The following is a 20614-nucleotide window of genomic DNA, read 5'->3' as shown; positions in this document are numbered from 1 at the left end:
TTTACACTTCCCCCTTACTTTTACATTGGTCGTATCTACTAAATTCTGTAACACAATCCTATAATCCTCTATCTATTTACCTAACTAGCTTAACACATTAAGTTGTCCCACTTGTGTCAGCGAACAAAAGTTCGTTTTCGGATGTGTTAAAAAGATGGCCTTATGTGCGACATTAGGTATTTATGTGCGCTATTTGGACGATATGGACGGAATCTGGGGTTTATGCGCGGAATCGAGACTATAGGTGCGAAATCTAGGATTTACGTGCGTTATCCACACTTTATGTACGGAATCAGGCACCACTAAAAAACTCCACCCCACTAGGAGGGCGGAGTTGAATTAAAAGTTTAGTAATTCTTTAATTTCAGCTGCTGATAAGGATGAGATTTGTTGTTCTCCTGGTTGAATCACGGCATCAACCAGTGCTTTTTTCTTCTCGTGCAAAGCAAGGATCTTCTCTTCAATTGTTCCATTAGCAATCAGCTTAATGACTTGTACATTTTTTGTTTGACCAAACCTGTACACTCGGTCAGCTGCTTGTTCTTCTATCGCTGGATTCCACCACGTATCATAGAGAATGACGGTGTCTCCTCCGGTGAGATTAAGCCCTGTTCCGCCTGCCTTTAGTGAGACGAGAAACAGACTATTCTCTCCTTGATTAAATTGATCAGCAAGCTTCAAGCGTTCTTGAGCTGGCGTTTGTCCATCTAAATAGAAAAACTCCCACCCTCGCTCATTAAACTCTGTTCGTATAATCGATAGCATCGAAGTGAACTGTGAGAAGATGACGATTCGTTGACCAGCTTCCATTCCCTCTTCCACATATTCCAACAGTCGTTGCAACTTTCCTGACTCTACCTGATCATCTTCTACTACTAATCTCGGATGACAGCAGAGCTGTCTAAGCTTCGTTAAACCAGCCAAAATCTCAATTCGTTTCTTTTGAAATTGATCCGTTGAGATTGCATTATCAACATCGGATTTTAGCTGCTTCACTTGCGCTAAATAGTACTTCTTTTGTTCTGGTAAGAGGTCAGTGTATTGAACGGACTCCATTTTTTCTGGTAGTTCCTTTAGTACCTCTTTCTTTAGTCGTCTTAAAATGAACGGACGAATCCGCTTTGCAATCTCTTCATTCGACCGGTCTCTAAATTGCTTTTTCGTCCCAAATAAGCCAGGCAAGATCGTCTGCATTAACGTATAAAGCTCATCAAGGCGATTTTCAACCGGTGTTCCACTTAATGCAAACCGGCTTGAAGCTTTAATTGCACGAACGGCTTTCGTTGTTTTTGCTTGTTCGTTCTTGATCGCTTGAGCTTCGTCTAGGACAAGTGATTCAAAGGTAATCTCTTCATAGGCTTTGAAATCGCGCTGCATCAAGGGGTAGGAGGTAATCCAGACATCAGCCTTTAGGTGAGCGCGAGCTTGATCTCTTTCTGACTTGACCCCAGCAATGACCACCACATCGAGCTCGGGCGCAAATCGTTTGATCTCCTTTTCCCAATTGTAAATAACCGATGCTGGTGCGATGATGAGCGATTTACCGTTTGTATTGGCTTCTTTTTCTGCTTGTAAATGTGTGATGGTCTGCAATGTTTTTCCAAGTCCCATATCATCAGCAAGAATTCCGCCTAAGCCTGATTTTGCAAGGGTTCGTAACCATCTATATCCTGTTTCTTGGTAGCTTCTCAGGTCTGCTTGTAAGCGAGTTGGGATCGTCCATTCACTAAATTCCGGTGATTGAACGTCTTGAATCAGACGATGAATTTTTTTCGATAATTTTAACCCTGCTTGGCTCTCATCAAGAGAGAACGCTTTATGAAGTGGGACATTCATACTTTTATTCAAGTCTTTTGCCGAGGTTCCAAGGGATTGAACGGCCTTACTAACCGTCGTATATTGTTCTTCCTCAAGATGAATATAAGCTCCGTTTGAGAGACGATGGTATTTCTTCTTATTGTATAGAGCGCGTAAGACGTCAATAATCTCTTCATCTGAAATTCCGTCTATTGAGAAAGTCACATCTAACCAGTTCGACTCACTCTCCACATCAACCGTTACAGATGGTGTTGCAGCAGGTTGGAACAATAATTTTTTCGCATCACGCGTTAAAAAGATATCTGCATAGGGTTTTAATTGTGGCAAATGCTCATAAAGGAATTCGACAATTGTATCGATTCTGCTTAAGACGAGCTTTTGCCCTTCGACTTCAAACGGAAACTGGTCGAGCACGTGTAAAATCGTCTGTTCCTTTTCCACATCTCGGACGATAATGGTCTGATTTGTTTCTGTTTCATTGGTTGTAAAAGGATTCCGCACTTCTTGTCCATATCGAAAGGAAACATCAATGAAAAGCTCTTCGTCCTCATAGTCAATTTTCAACGAGGCTTGAAGCGGTTTTTGGTCGATTTTTTCTTTTAGTCGTTCTTCCATTTCCACGGTTCCGTAATGAGAAAGGACCGGAAGAACCTCAGAACAAAAAGACTCTAACTGCTCATTTGGAATGAAATCTAGTGGCTCATCGGGCTCATATTCCTTTGACAAGATCTCAAGTGTTTTTGCTTGTTCCTCTGTCAGCTTATAGATTGTATCTTCTTTTAACACACATTTAAATTCTTCATCAATAAATAAAACTCTAGGTAGAAGATGCGCTTGAAGTTCAACCATATCTTCTACTTGTTCTAGTGTGAACGTAAAAAGCTTATCTGTTTTTTCAAAGGTTGACACGTTAAGCTTTTCTTTATATTCAGTCAAACTATCCACATGCAAAACCGTAGCCTGTGGTGCTAGGACATCAAGAAATTGATGCATATAGACGGCTGGGATGAGGAGATGGCGCTTTGTTGATTTGTGACCGTATGTATTTCTTGTATGGTGTTCCTCAACGGCTAACAACCTAAAAATAAGGTCAAACACTACTTCGTCCTCTTCTTTAAACACATGCTCCTCTGGTTGAAAGGCGAACTTATTAGTGAACGCATAAGGACGACTTTCTTTGACCGCTTTTAAGAAGGCGTATAGATCTTTTACAACATACAGACGGTTCTCACCGACTTTCATTCCTAACTGAATGTAGTTAACCATATGTTGAAAATAACCACCAGCTGCCATGATATTCACTTCAAATTCTACAAGTAAGGTTTGCTTTTTTTTAAGCGATGGCTGCTTCCATTTTTGAACCGATTTAAATTCTGTTAGGAGCGAGCTTTTTTTAGAAATTGTTTGTTTTTGTTTCGTAAATGTTGCCCCTCGTTCTTGTAGTTCAAGCAATGTGGCAACAACATGCTTACATGCTCCTGGATACGAATAAGAGGCCTCACAATCACAAGAAAAATCAAGGCTTCCATCCTCTTCGATATCTATTTCTACTTCATATATATGGGTGCCAACAACATCAGCTTCATACGAATTATAAAGTTCATTGTAATGGACATGCTCCACTAAGCCTGCTTGGTAATACTCTACCCCGCGTGTATACGTTGCTTGACTTGAGGCTAATTGTCGAATCAAAAATTCACTAAGTACAGTCGTCAAGGCTCGATCATCCTTTATAAGAATAGTCTTTTATCTATCATAGCATACCTCGTTTAAGCTAGGTCCGCCAATCCTTGTCATTTGCGTTTAACCCGCATTAATAAGGGAATAGTAAACTTTACGCATATAAAATTTCATAGAAGTAGGTGAAGGGGTTGCCTTATTTTCGCATAATATTAACTGGAATAGCCAAGATGCTAAGCAAAGTATTCAGCATGGCGACTCTGACATTCTTTGGTCGCATTCCCTCACAAGATGATTCTAAAGTAAGTTTCATGGGTCTTTTGTCTCTTTATTGGATATACATCCTTGTGACAACTGTTTTTCCAGATTTAGCGGAGACCTTTATCCCTCTCATGCCTGAGGACGACACAATTGTCCGGATTGCCTCGATTGTTTTAATTGTGTTGATTCCACTCGTGAACGGATACACTTCCACTAAAATGAAGAACCGAGATCCATCTTGTTCCAAAATCAAGCAGACATTAATGGGTTATCCTTATACACTGATTCTTGGCGGAATATCGATGATTCTGCTTGTGTTGATTCCTATCATTAAGCTACCGAATGTTTTAAAGATGCATTCACAGCAACAATTTGCCATCATGATTCATAAAGGAAAATATGATGATGTTTTAAAAGAAGTTGATGATACCTTATCAAAACACAACATTAAAACTCATGTTCACGATCCAAAAAAGATCGTCATGTTAAACTTCATGATGCTCTCCTATGTACTCGAACATATTTTCAACTTTACGATTGCAAAAAAGATGAAATACATCACTGCAACGCTTGAAGAAAATGAAGTCGAGATCACCGTTCATGCAACTGATATTTCGATTGTTGGACCACGACAAGAAGTCTGTGAAGTAAAACATATCTTATCTGAGGAAATGCAGCCGGTCGATTTTTATTTCACTTGGGATCATTGCTTACAAAAGCTTGAAGATGATATCCAAGAAATGAGACATCGAATTGAGAACGGTCAAGACATTAACATGGATGAATTAGAAACCATCACGGATGAATTACGAAAATCTTCATTAGGAAATGAAGATTGGAATGCGATGCGCAGACAAATTTACAAGCTAGAGAGAGATTATTATAAGAGCAAATGTAAGGATGGGGATTCAACTCAAAAGGGTGATTCAGAGGTTTGATCATACAACCTCAAGAATCACCCTTTTTCATTTATGTCCCTGTATGATCATCATACTTCCCTCCATCATGCAGAAGCTGTAACACAGGATGGGTTACAAGCTTTGGTCCTTCTGTTGATCTCATGACGAGTTTCTTCGCCCCGCTTGCATATTCAGAAAGGGCATATCCTCCTTCATCACGTTCCAAAAGAATATCAACTTTTACAGGAAGTTTTGATAGTTGATTTATAAGAGTTTCAGCTGTTGTTCGTTGTAGGGTCACGTCGCTTCTAATAATCATGTCAATGTCACTTTTTAAATGAGTAGTAGGATTCCTTGTAATTAATTCAAAACCGACACTTCCCGTCGGCCCCCATGTTAATGGATATTCAGCCATCATTTCCTCAATTGCTTTCAACGCTTCTTTTATAGGAGGAGTATGAGTTTGTACTTTACTTACATCAATGGACTCCGGAGTATAGATTTTTTTAATAGATGAAATTGAGATCGTACTTGCACAACGTTCACTTCGGTGCTTTCCCCTTATACCTATAGGGATGAGCCCATCTATAATCGGTGCTCTCCGTACAACAACATATGGAAGCTCTCTTAATGACTGACGCACCCAATCGGGGAAGGTTCCCTTTAAAAGAAAACCCTCCACATTTGTTAATTCGATTAGGTCATGAACTCTTACCATTGTTCTTTTAACAACTTTCTTACTTTAATAGAAGCTACGCGATTTTCAACTGCCATGTCTGATTTTAGTCGATGACTGAAATCATGTTGGCTCATTCGAACTAAGTCGATTGTAGAGGAGATTTTTTCTTCAATTCGTTTTACCTGATCATTCGTAGGTTGATCTGCCTGTACGTCTTTTATTAATTCATCGAGCGTCCCTAATGTTGCAAATGAACCAATATCATATGCCATAGCAGGAACCTTACTTGTAGCTTCTTCTAATTCTGGAATCGTCCGTCTTGTAATTTTAGCTGCTGATTGCTTTGACATAACATGGATGTTTACTCCTTCATCATCTAATGCTAGAATTCGATTCGCTTGAAGTCCATGCGCTAAAAACGCTCCAGAGATAGCTTTTCCTACTACAAGACTGATAATCGGATGCCCCTTCTGTCTAGCTGTGGCATATGCATCAACACTAGCTGCACATGCTTGGTGAATCCCAAACAATTCTTCATGATAACCATATGCTTGACTAGGAACATCCACAATCGCCACAATTGGCCTTTTCTCTCCGTTTCTATCCGCTTCGATCACTTCACGAATGTATTTTGCTAACATCCACCCTTCTTTCAGACCAAGCTCTCCGTTCCGAGCTCTATAAAAGGAGGCTTCTGGATGCGCTGTCACACATAAATAACGTATCCCATCTTGATCTGCACATAAGACAGATTCAGCGTCTCTCTTATAAGACTCTGCTCCTTTTGTAAGCAAGTTAAACCATTTTGCTCCTCTCGTTTGTTCCGATTGAGAGCTTGCATCATTTTCAAAGCCACTATGCACCTCATCTGACTCACTCCAAAGTTCTCTTGCCTTCAAGGGAGAGACCTTTTCTTCAAGAGAAATGGAATTTAATAAAGAGAGATAACGTTCTACTTGAGAGCTGCGAGGTTGGCTCAATCCATCTTTGTATATTTGGTGTAAACAATTCTTTATCTGATCTACGTCATCGTCAACAAGATGATCTACTAAACCCATAGCCAAACGTTGTTCTCCACCGATCATTCCCCAGATGCTTTGTCGATCTTGAGAATCAATTTCTTCGATTCCTGCTTCAAGCTCAACAACTTCTGGACCATTTAATCCAATTCGCCCTTCTTTTGTAGCAATGATCGCACTTAACAGACCAGCATTAATCGACATCCCCCCAAAGGAACCTATCTTTCCAGGGACAATGCCAATAACCGGAGCGTATTGCCGAAGCTCAACGATTGCTGAACCAATTTCAGAAATGGCAATTAAACCATAGTTGGCTTCTTGTAGTCGTACACCACCAGTATCAAAAACAATGACTGCTCTCGTTTTCTTCCCTTTTTTATTATCTTCTATCGCTAATTCTAGAGCGCCAGCGATTTTTGCACCAGATACTTCTCCAATGCCCCCTCCTTGAAAGTTCCCTTCGATCGCAATAATGACTGTTGGAACTCCTTCAAGCGTACCTTTACCTACCACAACTCCATCATCACTTTGTGGAACAATTTGTTGATCTGCTAGGTGAGGTGATTCCACCCCATCATAAGGACCAATTAATTCCCTAAAGCTCCCTTCATCTAATAAAGCTTTTACTCGATCCCTTGCATAGCGTTCAACTAAACTATCTTTTAGCGTATTCATGGGAACTAGTCACCTCCAAAGCTTGAGCTAATCTCATAGTCACCATACCAGGCGTCGCACCAAAATCATTTATTTTTAAATTCATCGCATGAGCATTCTCTTCAAAAAAACGTTCTAGTACTGCTTTCCAGATATCTGCAAAACCATCAATACTCGTATTAATCTCAACACTTACTAGTTTCTTATCATTGGGGACCATAATAATTTCTAAGTCCCCAGAACCTACTACTCCAACATGTGAACACTCTGTAAGTTGAGTTGTCGCGGGATATTCAAATACAAGACGTTCCATTTCTAGCCACCTCCGCTAAAATTTAAATGATTGCCATATCAAGCTTTTTATTCATGACTTGATCTGAATAAGTAGAAATTCGATCTACAAAAAGGGTTGCAGCCAATAGATCAGCACATCCACCAGGTGACGCATTATGTGTATGCATGGAAGAATTTAAATTGCTCAGGGTCTGGAAACCTTCACTGGTCGATACTCCTCCTGAAGCTAAAATGAGGTTCGCTAATCTTTGAGCATCTATTAAAGCCTCTTTGCCTCCCCGGTGCAAAATACATGTATCATCTAAATTTGCAATAAGAGAGATCAGAGCATTCAACCTAGCATCTTCTTCATTAATACCTCTTGCTCTCCCACTTAATAACGTGGGTAAACTAAAATGTTTGATATGTGGAAAAGCTAACTCAGCTTCTTCTCTCGCTCCGTTGACTTTGTACTTTCTCTTCACGACCGAACCGTTTGTCACCTCTTGTGGGACATAACGGTCTTCAAATCTAGCGATCCTCCCAGCCGTTTCTAATAACTGCGAAGCTTCTACATGACCTCGATAAATGGAGGCACTTGAAACAAGTAATCCCAATGACCAAATCGCTCCTTTATGAGAGTTGGTCCCCCCTGTAGCTTGAAACATCTCTTGCTCTCCTTGTCGACCTATATATGCGATTTCTTCCCTAAGCGTTTGAGAAGGTTCTTCGTTGAAAGAGACTACTGCCATCTTTTCAAATGTTTCACGCAAGGACTCTGCAGATCGCATCATAATCGAAACATTTAAATCGTCATGAACTCCCGTATCATTAAGATCAACGAGGCCTGGTTTGGGTGTAAGTCGCAGTTCATCAATTAGTGCTTGAACAGCACATCCGGCTAGAAAACGCTTACAAATTTGAATATCATTAATATCCATCTTCTTCCTCCTTACCAACTTCTAAATTTTGCAGGGGGTTCATACAGACCTTCTGACCAATCAACTAAATCCTCAATGTTTTTAGCTGCTAGTAATGAGCGGGACGCATCAGACCTTCGGATTTCTAGATCTTCTGGCAATGCAATAATGCCCTGGTCTCTTAACTTTTTCGCTGTTTTCATATCACGATCTAAGCCAATTGGTGTCACACCAGCTACACTAGCGATAGCTTGACGACGTTCCTCAACGCTATCTGTTTTGTATAAATAAGCAATCCCTTCTTCTGTTACAACATGCGTGACATCTTTTCCATATATCATGACTGGCGTAGTTGCAAGACTGGCATCCTTTGCCACATCAATTGCATCTAAGGATTCAACAAATACAGGTTTATTGGCCGCTTGGTGTGTTTCAACCATTTGAACGACTAGTTTCTTGCCTCGTGCTAATGGATCATCGGATTGAATCATATTTAACCATGCTGGACTCGAATGTCTTCTACCACCAGGATCATGCCCCATATTCGGAGCTCCCCCAAAACCGGCTAATCGACCTGATGTTACCGTTGAGGAATTCCCTTCCGGATCCATTTGCAATGTTGAACCAATAAATAGATCAACTGAATATTGGCCTGCGAGCTGACAAAGAGTACGATTTGACCGCATGCTCCCATCACGTCCTGTAAAGAACACATCTGGGCGCGCAGCAATATATGGTTCCATCCCCACTTCCCCACCAAAGGAATGGATATTTTCCACCCAACCACTTTCAATCGCTGGAATTAACGTAGGATGCGGATTCAATGCCCAGTACTTACAAATTTTATTTCTTAGCCCCAATGATTCACCGAACGTTGGTAAAAGAAGTTCAATTGCTGCTGTGTTATACCCAATACCATGATTTAAGGACTCTACTTGATGACGTTCATAAACGCCTCGAATGGTGAGCATGGCCATCAATACTTGGATATCTGTAATATGTCTGGGATCCCTTGTAAATAGAGGTTCGAGTTGATATGGGCTATCTGCTACCACCACAAAATCAATCCATGAACCAGGGATGTCTACTCGTGGAAGTTCATCCGTTAATTCATTTACTTGGGCGATGACAATGCCATCTTTAAAAGCTGTAGCCTCCACAAGAGTTGGTGTCTCTTCTGTATTTGCCCCTGTATAAAGATTGCCGTTTGAATCTGCTTTATCTGCTGCTACTAAAGCAACATTTGGAATTAAATCAATAAACAGTCGTCCGTACAGCTCAACATACGTATGAATTTCACCCATTTTAAGTTGTCCATCTTCTACCATTTGTGCAATTCTTAAACTTTGAGGTCCTGCATATGCAAAATCAACGGTATGGGCGATCCCCTTTTCAAAAATATCAAGATGTTCCGGTCTTGAAATACTCGACATGATCATATGAAGATCATGTATTTTACTAGGGTTAACTAAGGACAGAGCTTTTGATAGAAACGAGGCTTGCTTTTGATTATTCCCCTCCATTACGACTCGATCATGAGGATTGACTAATAATTCAAGTGCTTCAACAACGGATTCGGTCGGTATCACTTTTGTGGTCGTTAATCTTCTTACATTATCTAACCGTCTCGCTTTTGCCTCTCTTTTGGTTGTCCATGAACGTTTTGCAACAGATAAATGTGACTTCGCCATAATAATCCTCCTTAAATTCATTCGCATTTAGTAATTCAGTTCACGCTTCATTAAAACTTGAACTGTTTTTAAACCACTCATCGAAACTGCTATGGACCTTGCTTCTGGGAATGATTGCTTAGACAAATCCGTCAACACTTGACCTGGTGGCATTTCAATAAATAGTCTAACCCCCAATTCATAGAGAGTCGTCGTGACGTCATGCCATAATACTGGTGAAGATATACTTTGGGCTAAATCTGCTATAATCTCTTCTTTTTTTATCAACCTTCTTGCTTTTAAATTAGAGACATAAGGAATGAGTGGATCACTTACTTTTAACTTCTGTAGGTGTGATTCTAAGAGGTCACTTACATGTGAAAAGATAGGACAGTGAGAAGGGACGTTTACATCTAGCTGTTCGGCTTTTCTAGCTTTTTCATTTTTTGCTATCAAAAGTACCTGTTTCACCGCTTGATCTGAACCAGAAATGGTCATTTGATCAGGAGAATTTCGATTTGTTAAATAGATTGGTGATGTCTCTGAATGAATACCCGAAATAATAGAGGCCAATTTTTTCTCTGACAAGCCTACTATTACCCCCATTCCGTACCCTGAAGGTGTTTTATCCTCCATTAAGGTTCCTCGTAATTTTACTAACCTAACTGCCTCTGAGAACTCTAACACACCTGAAGTTACTGCCGCACCAAATGCGCCGACAGAGTGCCCAGCTACAAAAAGCGGGTGTACTCCTTCTTCTTTTAACGTTCTAGCAACAGCTATTCCAGCAGTGAGTAAACAAATTTGTACATTGATCGTTGACTGTAGGGCTAGTGGTGAGTCGAGTGTTAATACATCTTCTTTTATTGCTTCACTTGCTTCTACTATCGTGTTTGTAATAGTAGAATGTTCTGGTAGTGAATGAAGCATGGATGGTAATTGAGAGCCTTGCCCTGGAAATAAATACGCGACACTCAAAACAACATCACCTCCTTCATTTAGTCGATTGTCGACTATAATTTCATAGAAAGGCCTAACGCTATAGTTAGGTCTCTATTCTTTTTGTTGCTGTTCAATGATTTGCTCTTGGATACTCTTGATCACATCTCGGTTATGCTTATTTAAAAGTTCCGCAGCTACTTGTACTTGATTTTCTGCAAGCAGTTGTAAAAGTAACTTATGTTCTCGAATTGATTTTTCAATTTTTCCTACAGCTGAAAAAGACATGTTTTGAATCGATAATAGTGGCATTTCTAATCGTTCATACATTTTACTAATGATTTCACTTCCACTCATTTCGATTAAGCACATATGAAAATCATGATTAAGTTGAGTGTATTGCTTACTATCTTGTTCAGTGTGCATCTTTTGTAAAATGGTTTTCATTTTTTCTAAGCTTATTTCCCTCACGCCATGTTCTGCTATTCTTTTCATAGAGAGCTCTTCTAGCATCGTTCTAATTTCAAGCAAATCACAAATTTCAGAAGAGGTATATCCTTTTACTAATGCCCCTTTTCTAGGGATCCTCTCTACCAACCCCTCAATTGTTAATAGATATAAAGCTTCGCGAACTGGAGCCCTGCTCGTTCCAAATTCATCAGCATACATATATTCGCTCAACTTCTCTCCTGGCTGTAATTCACCTGAAATAATTTGCTGGGTAATTCTCTTAGCAATTTGAGTGGATAAAGAATTATCTTTAAATTTAATTGGCTCCATTAGGAATATCTCCTTCAAAAACAAAATAACTTAACTTGTAAATAGTCGACTGTCGATTTTCATTATACACAGATCAGGTTTTAAATTCAATGTTTTTTGAATATTTAAAATTTTATCTTGCTTTTTAAGAACTTGTTCACTAATATGAGGTATAGAATAGTCGACTGTTGACTTTACCACTTTTTGTAAGCGTTATCATCTTAGTCCTCTCATAACTCTTCAATTCAATTTTTCTCACACCATGAACTACTAATCTAAGGTTTATAACTAAAAGAAGGAGATGAACAAATGGTTATTTATGGAGTCGCCTTGTTATCGGTTTGTATGTTAGTCGGAGTCTTATTTGGAGATCTGATCGGTAGCTTAATTGGTGTGAGTGCAAATGTCGGGGGCGTAGGAATTGGAATGGTACTGTTAGTCTTAGTGATTGATTATTTACGTAGAAAAAAGAAACTCGATATTCCTTCTGAAGAAGGCATTAAGTTTTGGAGTGCGATCTATATTCCCGTAGTAGTCGCTATGGCAGCACAACAAAATGTTGTTTCAGCTATAGCAGGTGGTCCTGTTGCTATTTTATCCGGTACATTAGCTGTTATTGTAAGCTTCGCATTAGTTCCTGTTATTAGTAAGGTCGGTAAAGATTCTAATGACACTTTTGATCATACTCATGATGCATAAAAAAAAGGGGGGTAACTAAATGATAGATGCAGTCATTTCAGTACTAGAAAAAAACGGATTAGTAACAGCCTTTGCAGCGATTGGAATTATGATGTACATTTCCTACTTTTTATCTAAGGTATTAACGAGAGGACGTGTACATGGTTCAGCCATTGCGATTATTCTAGGTCTAACTCTTGCTTATTTTGGCGGCATTACCACCGGTGGAGATAAGGGACTAGCAGATCTACCAATATTTGCAGGGATTGGTATTATGGGTGGAGCCATGCTTCGAGACCTTGCCATCATTGCTACTGCATTTGGGGTTCATCTTGAAGAAGTGAAGAAGGCAGGATTAAGTGGAATATTAGCTCTTTTTGTTGGGATTATGTCATCCTTTATCGTTGGGGTTGTGATTGCACTAGCCTTTGGATACACAGATGCAGCCAGCCTTGCCACAATTGGTGCCGGAACAACTACTTATATTGTTGGCCCAGTAACGGGGGCGGCAGTAGGAGCAAGCTCTGAAGTGATTGCATTAAGTATTGCAGCAGGGTTAATTAAAGCGATACTTATTATGATCGGAACTCCCTTCATTGCAAAATACATTGGGCTTAATAACCCGCGATCAGCGATTGTATATGGGGGATTAATGGGATCCACTAGTGGTGTTGCAGGTGGACTGGCTGCTACAGACCCTAAGCTTGTACCTTACGGGGCTATGACCGCAACATTTTATACGGGCTTAGGATGCCTCTTAGCACCTTCCATTCTCTTCTTAGTTGTCCGAGCCATATTTGGAAGTTAAATAGTAAAAAGGACAATGACGGAACATTGTCCTTTTCTTTTTATTTCATTCAAATTTACTCACACACTCAAATACTGACTAACCTCTTCTTCAATTAACTCCTCAACTTGATAAGCTATTCTTCCTTTCATATAAGCATCAACGTTTTGAGCTAACCTTTTTTATACCATTTACACCTTCCTCTGTTCCAACTCAGCTAAAATAATCGGATACTTTCGATCAAGTTTATACATCCACAGTAAGAATACTTGTAGAAAACATAACGCGAGTGGCAGGTAAATATTGAGGGTAAGAATCATCGTAATCGCCATTGTTGATTGCTCATTAGCTGCCCCAACATAACCGCCAAATGCTAGCAGCCACCCAATTAATGCACTCCCTACCCCGGTTCCGACTTTCATACCGAAGCTTGCTGCACTATTGATTAGTCCTTCTGTCCGAAAACCATTTTTCCATTCACCGTATTCATTTGTATCATTAATCATCGCATAGAGCAGGGTCAGGACTGGGATCAAACTAAAACCTTGAATCACTGTACCTGCTAGAAAAACTGTAGCATTAGTCGGATCAATAAGCTTCACAAGTGGACCAAAAATAGCAATAACTGAGACAACTAGTGCGATATTTCGTTTCCCATATCGCTTAATCAATGGGGCAATAAAGAAGAAGCAGATGATGCTCGGTATAAACAATGCTAAACTTATTAAAGAAAAATACGTTCCACTTCCTAATACATAAATGGCATAATACAGTCCTGCTCCTGTAAGTAGCGCATTCACTGTGTAAGTGACGACACAATAACCCGTAATGATTAACCAGTATTTGTTGGTCATAAGCGCTTTTAAACCCAGATTTAACGGGACATCATCTTTTGGTTGTGTGCTAGCAGTTCCTACACGTTCTTTTGTCGCTCTAAAAGCAATGATGCTTGTCGTCACAATGATGATCCCTGCTAGTGCAGCAACAACCGTCCACCCGAGTTGTCCACCAATTGCAGAGGCTAATGGTTGAGCCATTGTCATCACAAGGAGCGTACTCGACATCGTGAAAATTCCTGTATATACATTTGTCATTGAACGGCCTTGTTGATCTTGAGTCATTAAACCAAGAAGAGTTTTAAAAGGAATCGAGATCGCTGTATACACTAAAATTAATAAGATATATGTAATGTAGGCATAAATGATTTTCCCGGTCATACTAATATCTGGCACAGTAAAAAGCATGATCGTCGCAATTGCCAGCGGAAGTGTCATCCAAATAATCCAAGGACGAGCTTTCCCATGCTTTGACTTGGTGCGATCAACAAGCGTTCCCATCCCAATATCTGTTACCCCGTCAAATAGACGAGCTACAAGCATCAATGTACCAACTACCGCAGCGGATATCCCTGCCACGTCCGTATAGTAAAAGGTTAGAAAAGAGCCTACCAACGTCCAAACAAGGATGATTCCAAAGAAACCTAAACCATAATTCAACATTTCCTTAGTACCCGGTCTTTCTACTGCTTGAGCAGGTTTCAGCTTTTCTTGTTTCGCTTCTAACATCATTTCTCCCCCTTTTATGTATACGCTTTCATATAACATTTTAAATACTAACCGTTTAGTATGTTTGTTATATACATACTATTCTGTTTATTAAAAGCCTTTCCCTTCTTATTTAGAAAAAAAGTTCAATCAAAACAAAGGAAAGCCCGCTTCTTATTTAAAGAAGCAGGCTTTCCTTTTATGTGTCTTACAGTAAAGACATAATTAAACTAATAACTACAATTGCACCAATAATCATTAAAATTGTTCTAAGCATCTTTTTCATCCTCTCTTCTCTCTCTGTGCTTAGATATTATGTTCCCTCGATTCCCAAAAGATAAACAGCTTTCTTAAAAGTTTTTAGTGGGATGTTTTACCAGTCTAATTACGTCTTTAACAACAAAAAACCTGAGTCAATGTAGACTCAGGTTCCTCAAATTATCCTCTTCTGTATGGATTGTTTGATAATTGTTCTTTTGATACGGGTTGCCAGCCTTGTCCATCTACCCACTCAAGACGTACTTGATATGGCGACGTTTGCTGATCAGGCGCACTTACTGTTCCGATCACAGAGGTAGGACCGCCATTTTCTAAACGCCATGTAATCATGTCTTCTCCAAGACCTGTTGCATATCTAAGTGCACGCTCCATTTCATTCCAGTTCGTGCCACCTCTTGTAAAGTCATGTGAAAAGTCACCTGATTGATTTGTACCAACTGGCTCCCACTCACCATCTTCTGCTGGTTCTAAGTCATCGTCTTCTGTACCTTCTTCGTCTTCATCTTCCTCTAAAGCATCCTCATCAGGTGCTTCTTCAGGTGCTTCAGTCGTTTCATCTGTTTCTGGTGCAGGTTCAGATTCACTTTCGATCTCTACACTTTCTTCTGATTCTTCATCTATTTCAAGTGCTACATCTTCTGTATCAGAAGAGCCGAGGAATATTTGCGCAGCAAACACGATAATTAGGACCACAACTAATCCTATAGCTACGTTTAAAACCGTATTCATGCGCTTCTTTTTTCGATGTTCAAAACGTGTTCCTTGCACACGAGTCACGTCCTCTCTCTTAATCTATGAAAGTATTATACAAAATCTTAAACAAAAAGGCTAATCAGTCTTACCTTTTTTATAAAAATGGACAAATTTATTGCGCCTATTTGCTTTACCTACTCTATAGTAGCAAACGTCGCATCTTCGTTGGGAATTTAACGAAAATCTACATATTTTTTCACGACTGAATCAAAATTTAGATCAATGAAAGGTTTAAGGTCTTCCTTTTGCGTTTTAATCTAACTTTGCGTATCCTACTTGTATGATTCAATGAATGAGGAGGATATCCGTGTCTCAATTATTAAAGCAATCAAACGATCGAAAAAAAGATCTACAACCACTCATCACTCAATTTCATAAACGAGCTGCTAAGCATGATCAAGAACAAAGCTTTCCTTTTGAAAATATAGAAGAACTAAAACAAATCGGCTACACAAGTCTAACTGTTCCAAAACGTTACGGTGGAGCTGATATATCGTTATATGAGTTCGTACGTCTTCAAGAGCTATTAGCCCAAGGTGATGGTTCTACAGCCCTCTCAATTGGTTGGCATATGGGGATCATAAAAAATTTAGGAGAACAAGGAAAATGGGACCCGAATTTATTTAAAGAGATCGCTGAAGAAGTGTTGCGAGATGGCAAATTAATCAATGCTGCTGCCACTGAACCAGATACCGGTAGTCCTACCCGTGGTGGTAAGCCACAAACAACTGCTTCACGGGATGGGAACGACTGGGTCATAAATGGCAAGAAGACCTTCACGACGATGGCACCCGTCCTTGATTATTTCATCGTAACGGCCTCTCATAATGAGGACGATGGAATCGCAAACTTTCTCATCCCTCGTCAACTTGAGGGTGTAACGATTGAGGAGACGTGGAATACAGTTGGCATGCGTGCAACCGGAAGTCATGACTTGATTCTAAGAGATGTACGTGTCCCTGCTCGTTATTTATTAGAACGATTCACTGGTGGTGCGAAGCCTGCAATGGGCTGGTTACTTCATATTCCTGCCTGCTATTTAGGCATTGCCCAGGCAGCTCAACAAACGGCGATTGACTATGCTAAGACTTATTCACCAAATAGTATTAACGGAACCATAAGTGAACTTCCAAATGTGCAACAACGTATTGGTGAAAATGAAGCAAAGTTAATGCAGAGTAGGTATTTTCTTCATTCGGTCGCAAGAAAATGGGATGATGCGACAATAGAAGAGCGCGCATTCATGAAACCCGAGTTAGCAGCGGTTAAGATGATGGTCGTTAATACGGCGAATGAAGTGGTCGATCAAGCCATGCGTGTAGTCGGAGCCAATAGTTTATTTCATGACAATCCATTGCAGCGTTATTACCGTGACGTACGCGCAGGGCTTCACAACCCGCCAATGGACGATATGACCGTCATACAGCTTGCAAAAGAGGCATTTGAACGCTAATTACTAATTATCCAATTAGGGCCCTCTATTCGTAATGAGTAGAGGGCTTTTCTATTCCAACAAAAAACCGCCACATCTGTGACGGTTTTCATGAATCTCATTAGTTAATTTCTAGAATTTCAATCGACATATCGCCAGCTGGTGTTTGTACGGTTACTTTATCTCCAACTGAGCGGCCTAGGATGCTTTGAGCCATTGGTGAGTCGTTCGAGATTTTACCTTCTGCCGGATCACTCTCTGCACTACCTACAATTGTATACTCTTCTTCGTCACCATCAGGAAGTTCAACAAACTTTACACGCTTACCTAGTGATACAACATGAGATGAGCCAGCTTCTTCTTCAATCATAACAGCATTACGAATCATTTTCTCAAGCTGAATGATACGTCCTTCAACGAATGCTTGCTCTTCTTTAGCAGAATCGTACTCGGAGTTTTCCGATAAATCCCCAAAACTACGTGCAATCTTTATACGTTCTACGACCTCTTTACGTCGCTCTGTTTTTAGAAATTCTAATTCGTCTTCTAATTTACGCTTACCCTCTTCGGTCATATAATGCTTTTTTTCTTCTGCCATTGACTTTCACTCCTCGTCATATATCCAATATCAGTTGTATATAGTATTCCCATCTACTAGAAGAAATTCTATACATATGTAGAAAAAGAAGCAAGGTATAAAAACCTCGCTTTCCTTATGCTATTACAAAATGGCTTTTTCTTCAATAATTGTGCGAATTTTTGTCACCATTAGATCAATTGCGACACGATTCTGTCCACCCTCAGGAATAACCACATCCGCATATCGCTTTGTTGGTTCAATGAATTGAAGATGCATTGGTCTTACCACGGTTGTGTATTGATCAATCACGGATTCAATTGAACGACCACGCTCTTGTATATCACGAACTAAACGACGAATGATACGAATATCAGCATCGGTATCAACAAATAGCTTAATGTCCATCATATCACGCAAACGCTCATCTTCTAAAATTAAGATACCTTCTAAAATGATAACATCTTTTGGATCAATTACGATCACGTCTTCAGAGCGTGTGTGAATTTTGTAATCATAGATTGGCTTATTCACGCCGACGCCTCGAGCGAGCATTTGCAAATGTTCAAGCAACAAATCGTTATCAAATGCAAAAGGGTGATCGTAGTTTGTTTGCAGACGCTTTTCGAACTCGAGATGACTTTGATCCTTGTAGTAAGCATCTTGTTCAATTAACACAATTGATTGCTCATTAAATTGCTGAAAAATTTCTTTTGCTACAGTGGTCTTCCCAGAACCTGTTCCGCCTGCTACACCAATAATTATCGGTTTCTTCACCATTTATCGTACCTCTTTACGCATCATATTCTGAGGGTATACTGGACGGTCCACTTTAAAACGAATCGTCTCAAGTGGATGTCTAGCTGCATCTAACTCTTCTCCGTCTTCATTCCAGATCGTTCCTACCGTTTGTACAAAGTTTTCAATTTCTGGACCAAAGAATTCAATCTCATCACCAGGCTTAAAATGGTTACGTTGTTGCAATGTCACCATCCTCGTCTCTGCATCATAATCAAGCACAAGGCCAGCAAAGTCAAACTTTGTACGTTTTGGATGAATGCCATACATTTGCTCTTCATAGGTTGGCTTACCTTCAAAGAATTGTGGGGCAAAGTCACGATTTGCACATTTTTCAAGCTCGTCCATCCAAGCTTTATCAATTACAAAGTTTTCAGGGTCTGCACAATAAGCATCAATCACTTTACGATAAACGCTCGTTACCGTCGCCACGTAGTGAATCGACTTCATACGTCCTTCTACCTTTAAGCTATCAATTCCTGCTTCAATAAGCTTTGGAATGGCTTGAACAAGATTCAAATCTTTTGGACTCATCGTGTACGATGCATCATCTGGATTGAATAATGCTTTTTCGCCGTTTTCATTTGTCTCATACAAATCGTATTCCCAACGGCAAGACTGACAACAGCCACCGCGGTTTGAATCACGAGCAGTCATGTGATTACTTAACACACAGCGTCCAGAGTAAGAGATACACATTGCACCGTGAACGAATGTTTCAATTTCAATATCAACATTCTTCTTCATTTCAAGCATTTCCTCAAGACTGACCTCACGTGCTAATACAACACGGTGAAGACCTTCTTCTTTCCAATACTTCACAGCTAGCCAGTTTGATAGAGATTGTTGAGTACTTAAGTGAACTTCTACTTTAGGCGCGACTCGTTTACATGTTTCAATGATTAACGGGTCAGCAACAATAATTCCAGTTACGCCGACATCTTGCAAGTCACGTAAATACTCTTCAAGTCCGTCCATGTTCTCGTTATGAGCATAAATATTTGTTGTCACATATACTTTTGCTCCATATTTACTTGCAAATTGAACACCTTCACGCATTTCTTCAATCGAGAAGTTGTCTGCATTCGAGCGTAACCCAAATTCACGTCCGCCGATATAGACCGCATCCGCACCGTAATGTACAGCGACTTTTAACTTCTCTAAGCTACCAGCTGGTGCAAGAAGTTCAGGCTTTTTGACAATAATGCGTTTGCCTTCTTTTGTTTGTTCTGCAATCGTCTGCATCACGTATTCCCTCCTTAATAAACCGTTTCTTTAAAGAAAAATCCTGTATCTAATTTGCGATTATCTGGTTGAACTGCTTCAACTTGTTCGACAAATTCATCTTTTTTATCATCATAGGCATCACGGTCATCCACACATAAATCGATTGCTTTGCGATAAATCGCTACAACCTTCTCCATGTATTCCGTTGACTTTAGGATCCCGTCAATCTTAAAGCTATCGACTCCTGCATCAATCATTTCTTCAAGTTCATCAATAATCGAGATGTCATTTGGACTCATAATATGTGTACCATTTTCATCTTCAAAAATTGGGTATTTCGCATCACGTTCTGCATCGAATAAAACCATATTACGCGATTGATCCGTACGCTCAACAGCAAGGTTTTTGCCTTGGAATGTCATGTAGTTGCCAATTAATGTACGTTTCGATTGGAACATACAGGTCATCCCATGAACTTGAACCTCTATTTCTACTTCTGCATTCTCCTTGATCTCGATGATCGAATCCATATTCAGCTCGCGTGCAAGTACAGCACGTTTAGCTCCTTTACGGCCCCAATAATTAGCTGTGAACCAGTTGGTTGCCGTTGTTTCTGTATTCCAATGTAGTTTCATCTCTGGTGCCACTTCTCTAGCCGTCATTAAAACAGCTGGGTCACCGAAGACAATCGCATCAACTTTTGCTTCTTTTAAAAAGGTAATGTAGTCAGCTAACTCACCTACTGTATCATTGTGTAGAAGAGCATTCATAGCCACATATACTTTCTTCCCCGCATCATGTGCAAGCTCTGTTACAGCTTCAACATCCGCTCTTGTAAATTCACCTGCAAGACGTAAACCATATCGCTGTTCGCCAATGATTAACGCATCTGCTCCTGCATGTAGTAATCGCTCTGCAGCTGCTACATCTTTTGGTGTAGCAAGCAACTCTGGCTTATTACTCATGTG

18 protein-coding genes are annotated in these 20614 nt (G+C 40.0%); 4 read left to right on the top strand and 14 right to left on the bottom strand.

What is annotated here, in order from left to right; all coding sequences use genetic code 11:
* Positions 1–339 precede the first annotated feature (339 nt).
* On the bottom strand, positions 340–3534 hold the full coding sequence (locus RYX56_RS16490) for a DEAD/DEAH box helicase (protein WP_317123139.1): 3195 nt from the start codon (positions 3532–3534) through the stop codon (positions 340–342).
* 194 nt (positions 3535–3728) lie between these two features.
* On the opposite strand from RYX56_RS16490, the gene RYX56_RS16485 reads away from it, so the two are divergent.
* Positions 3729–4697 carry a hypothetical protein gene (locus RYX56_RS16485; RefSeq protein WP_317123138.1) on the top strand — a complete coding sequence of 323 codons (969 nt, stop codon included), beginning with the start codon at positions 3729–3731 and terminating at the stop codon, positions 4695–4697.
* A 31-nt stretch (positions 4698–4728) separates the two neighbouring features.
* On the opposite strand, the gene RYX56_RS16480 is transcribed toward RYX56_RS16485, so the two are convergent.
* The 7 genes from RYX56_RS16480 to RYX56_RS16450 form a co-directional block, all read right to left on the bottom strand.
* The gene (locus RYX56_RS16480; protein ID WP_317123137.1) at positions 4729–5376 is read right to left on the bottom strand and encodes a malonate decarboxylase holo-ACP synthase; all 648 of its coding nucleotides are present in this window, start codon (positions 5374–5376) and stop codon (positions 4729–4731) included.
* Complete coding sequence (gene mdcD, locus RYX56_RS16475) at positions 5370–7031, bottom strand: biotin-independent malonate decarboxylase subunit beta (protein WP_317123136.1); 1662 nt, start codon at positions 7029–7031, stop codon at positions 5370–5372. Before mdcD ends, RYX56_RS16480 begins: the two co-directional genes overlap by 7 nt.
* Positions 7012–7323, bottom strand: a complete 312-nt coding sequence (locus RYX56_RS16470) for a malonate decarboxylase subunit delta (RefSeq protein WP_317123135.1) — start codon at positions 7321–7323, stop codon at positions 7012–7014. The genes mdcD and RYX56_RS16470 overlap by 20 nt, the downstream gene beginning before the upstream one ends.
* Positions 7324–7345: 22 nt before the next feature.
* Positions 7346–8224: a triphosphoribosyl-dephospho-CoA synthase gene (locus RYX56_RS16465; protein ID WP_317123134.1), complete on the bottom strand. Its 879-nt coding sequence runs from the start codon at positions 8222–8224 to the stop codon at positions 7346–7348.
* 11 nt (positions 8225–8235) lie between these two features.
* Positions 8236–9894 (bottom strand): malonate decarboxylase subunit alpha, encoded by a 1659-nt coding sequence (mdcA, locus tag RYX56_RS16460; RefSeq protein WP_317123133.1) that lies wholly within the window; start codon positions 9892–9894, stop codon positions 8236–8238.
* 27 nt (positions 9895–9921) lie between these two features.
* Positions 9922–10851 carry an ACP S-malonyltransferase gene (locus tag RYX56_RS16455; RefSeq protein WP_317123132.1) on the bottom strand — a complete coding sequence of 310 codons (930 nt, stop codon included), beginning with the start codon at positions 10849–10851 and terminating at the stop codon, positions 9922–9924.
* A gap of 75 nt (positions 10852–10926) precedes the next feature.
* Entirely contained in the window at positions 10927–11592 is a 666-nt protein-coding gene (locus RYX56_RS16450; protein WP_317123131.1) for a GntR family transcriptional regulator, read from the bottom strand.
* Positions 11593–11880: 288 nt separating this feature from the next.
* Here RYX56_RS16450 and madL point away from each other — a divergent pair, with 288 nt between their 5' ends.
* Together madL and madM are read left to right on the top strand one after the other, a co-directional pair.
* Positions 11881–12270, top strand: coding sequence for a malonate transporter subunit MadL (gene madL / locus RYX56_RS16445; protein WP_317123130.1), 390 nt, complete (start codon positions 11881–11883; stop codon positions 12268–12270).
* 19 nt (positions 12271–12289) lie between these two features.
* On the top strand, positions 12290–13057 hold the full coding sequence (gene madM, locus RYX56_RS16440) for a malonate transporter subunit MadM (protein WP_317123129.1): 768 nt from the start codon (positions 12290–12292) through the stop codon (positions 13055–13057).
* 170 nt (positions 13058–13227) lie between these two features.
* Here madM and RYX56_RS16435 read toward each other — a convergent pair whose 3' ends face one another.
* Together RYX56_RS16435 and RYX56_RS16430 are read right to left on the bottom strand one after the other, a co-directional pair.
* Positions 13228–14604, bottom strand: coding sequence for an MFS transporter (locus RYX56_RS16435; RefSeq protein WP_317123128.1), 1377 nt, complete (start codon positions 14602–14604; stop codon positions 13228–13230).
* A gap of 414 nt (positions 14605–15018) precedes the next feature.
* Positions 15019–15636 (bottom strand): YrrS family protein, encoded by a 618-nt coding sequence (locus RYX56_RS16430; protein ID WP_317123127.1) that lies wholly within the window; start codon positions 15634–15636, stop codon positions 15019–15021.
* A gap of 268 nt (positions 15637–15904) precedes the next feature.
* Here RYX56_RS16430 and RYX56_RS16425 point away from each other — a divergent pair, with 268 nt between their 5' ends.
* Positions 15905–17065, top strand: coding sequence for an acyl-CoA dehydrogenase family protein (locus RYX56_RS16425; RefSeq protein WP_439108505.1), 1161 nt, complete (start codon positions 15905–15907; stop codon positions 17063–17065).
* 100 nt (positions 17066–17165) lie between these two features.
* Here the strand turns inward: RYX56_RS16425 and greA are convergent, their stop codons facing one another.
* The 4 genes from greA to RYX56_RS16405 all read right to left on the bottom strand — a co-directional run bounded on the left by greA (position 17166) and on the right by RYX56_RS16405 (position 20611).
* A complete protein-coding gene (greA, locus tag RYX56_RS16420) occupies positions 17166–17642 on the bottom strand; it encodes a transcription elongation factor GreA (protein WP_047973541.1) in 477 nt (158 codons plus the stop codon).
* 123 nt (positions 17643–17765) lie between these two features.
* On the bottom strand, positions 17766–18401 hold the full coding sequence (udk, locus tag RYX56_RS16415) for a uridine kinase (protein WP_317123125.1): 636 nt from the start codon (positions 18399–18401) through the stop codon (positions 17766–17768).
* Complete coding sequence (locus RYX56_RS16410; RefSeq protein ID WP_317123330.1) at positions 18402–19664, bottom strand: peptidase U32 family protein; 1263 nt, start codon at positions 19662–19664, stop codon at positions 18402–18404.
* 14 nt (positions 19665–19678) lie between these two features.
* Positions 19679–20611 carry a peptidase U32 family protein gene (locus RYX56_RS16405; RefSeq protein WP_317123124.1) on the bottom strand — a complete coding sequence of 311 codons (933 nt, stop codon included), beginning with the start codon at positions 20609–20611 and terminating at the stop codon, positions 19679–19681.
* Positions 20612–20614 lie beyond the last annotated feature (3 nt).

The sequence above is a fragment of the Alkalihalophilus lindianensis genome (assembly GCF_032843265.1).
In the GTDB taxonomy this organism is placed as follows: domain Bacteria; phylum Bacillota; class Bacilli; order Bacillales; family Bacillaceae_D; genus Alkalihalophilus; species Alkalihalophilus lindianensis.
Note: the sequence above shows the minus strand (reverse complement) of the source record. Positions and strands in the feature narration are given on the sequence as shown.

What these genes read in the sequence shown, in the direction of transcription:
- RYX56_RS16485 (WP_317123138.1), top strand. Translation starts at nt 3,729, where the DNA reads ATGCTAAGCAAAGTATTCAGCATGGCGACTCTGACATTCTTTGGTCGC.
- RYX56_RS16480 (WP_317123137.1), bottom strand. Translation starts at nt 5,376, where the DNA reads ATGGTAAGAGTTCATGACCTAATCGAATTAACAAATGTGGAGGGTTTT.
- mdcD (WP_317123136.1), bottom strand. Translation starts at nt 7,031, where the DNA reads ATGAATACGCTAAAAGATAGTTTAGTTGAACGCTATGCAAGGGATCGA.
- RYX56_RS16470 (WP_317123135.1), bottom strand. Translation starts at nt 7,323, where the DNA reads ATGGAACGTCTTGTATTTGAATATCCCGCGACAACTCAACTTACAGAG.
- RYX56_RS16465 (WP_317123134.1), bottom strand. Translation starts at nt 8,224, where the DNA reads ATGGATATTAATGATATTCAAATTTGTAAGCGTTTTCTAGCCGGATGT.
- mdcA (WP_317123133.1), bottom strand. Translation starts at nt 9,894, where the DNA reads ATGGCGAAGTCACATTTATCTGTTGCAAAACGTTCATGGACAACCAAA.
- RYX56_RS16450 (WP_317123131.1), bottom strand. Translation starts at nt 11,592, where the DNA reads ATGGAGCCAATTAAATTTAAAGATAATTCTTTATCCACTCAAATTGCT.
- madL (WP_317123130.1), top strand. Translation starts at nt 11,881, where the DNA reads ATGGTTATTTATGGAGTCGCCTTGTTATCGGTTTGTATGTTAGTCGGA.
- madM (WP_317123129.1), top strand. Translation starts at nt 12,290, where the DNA reads ATGATAGATGCAGTCATTTCAGTACTAGAAAAAAACGGATTAGTAACA.
- RYX56_RS16435 (WP_317123128.1), bottom strand. Translation starts at nt 14,604, where the DNA reads ATGATGTTAGAAGCGAAACAAGAAAAGCTGAAACCTGCTCAAGCAGTA.
- RYX56_RS16425 (WP_439108505.1), top strand. Translation starts at nt 15,905, where the DNA reads ATGAGGAGGATATCCGTGTCTCAATTATTAAAGCAATCAAACGATCGA.
- greA (WP_047973541.1), bottom strand. Translation starts at nt 17,642, where the DNA reads ATGGCAGAAGAAAAAAAGCATTATATGACCGAAGAGGGTAAGCGTAAA.
- udk (WP_317123125.1), bottom strand. Translation starts at nt 18,401, where the DNA reads ATGGTGAAGAAACCGATAATTATTGGTGTAGCAGGCGGAACAGGTTCT.
- RYX56_RS16410 (WP_317123330.1), bottom strand. Translation starts at nt 19,664, where the DNA reads ATGCAGACGATTGCAGAACAAACAAAAGAAGGCAAACGCATTATTGTC.
- RYX56_RS16405 (WP_317123124.1), bottom strand. Translation starts at nt 20,611, where the DNA reads ATGAGTAATAAGCCAGAGTTGCTTGCTACACCAAAAGATGTAGCAGCT.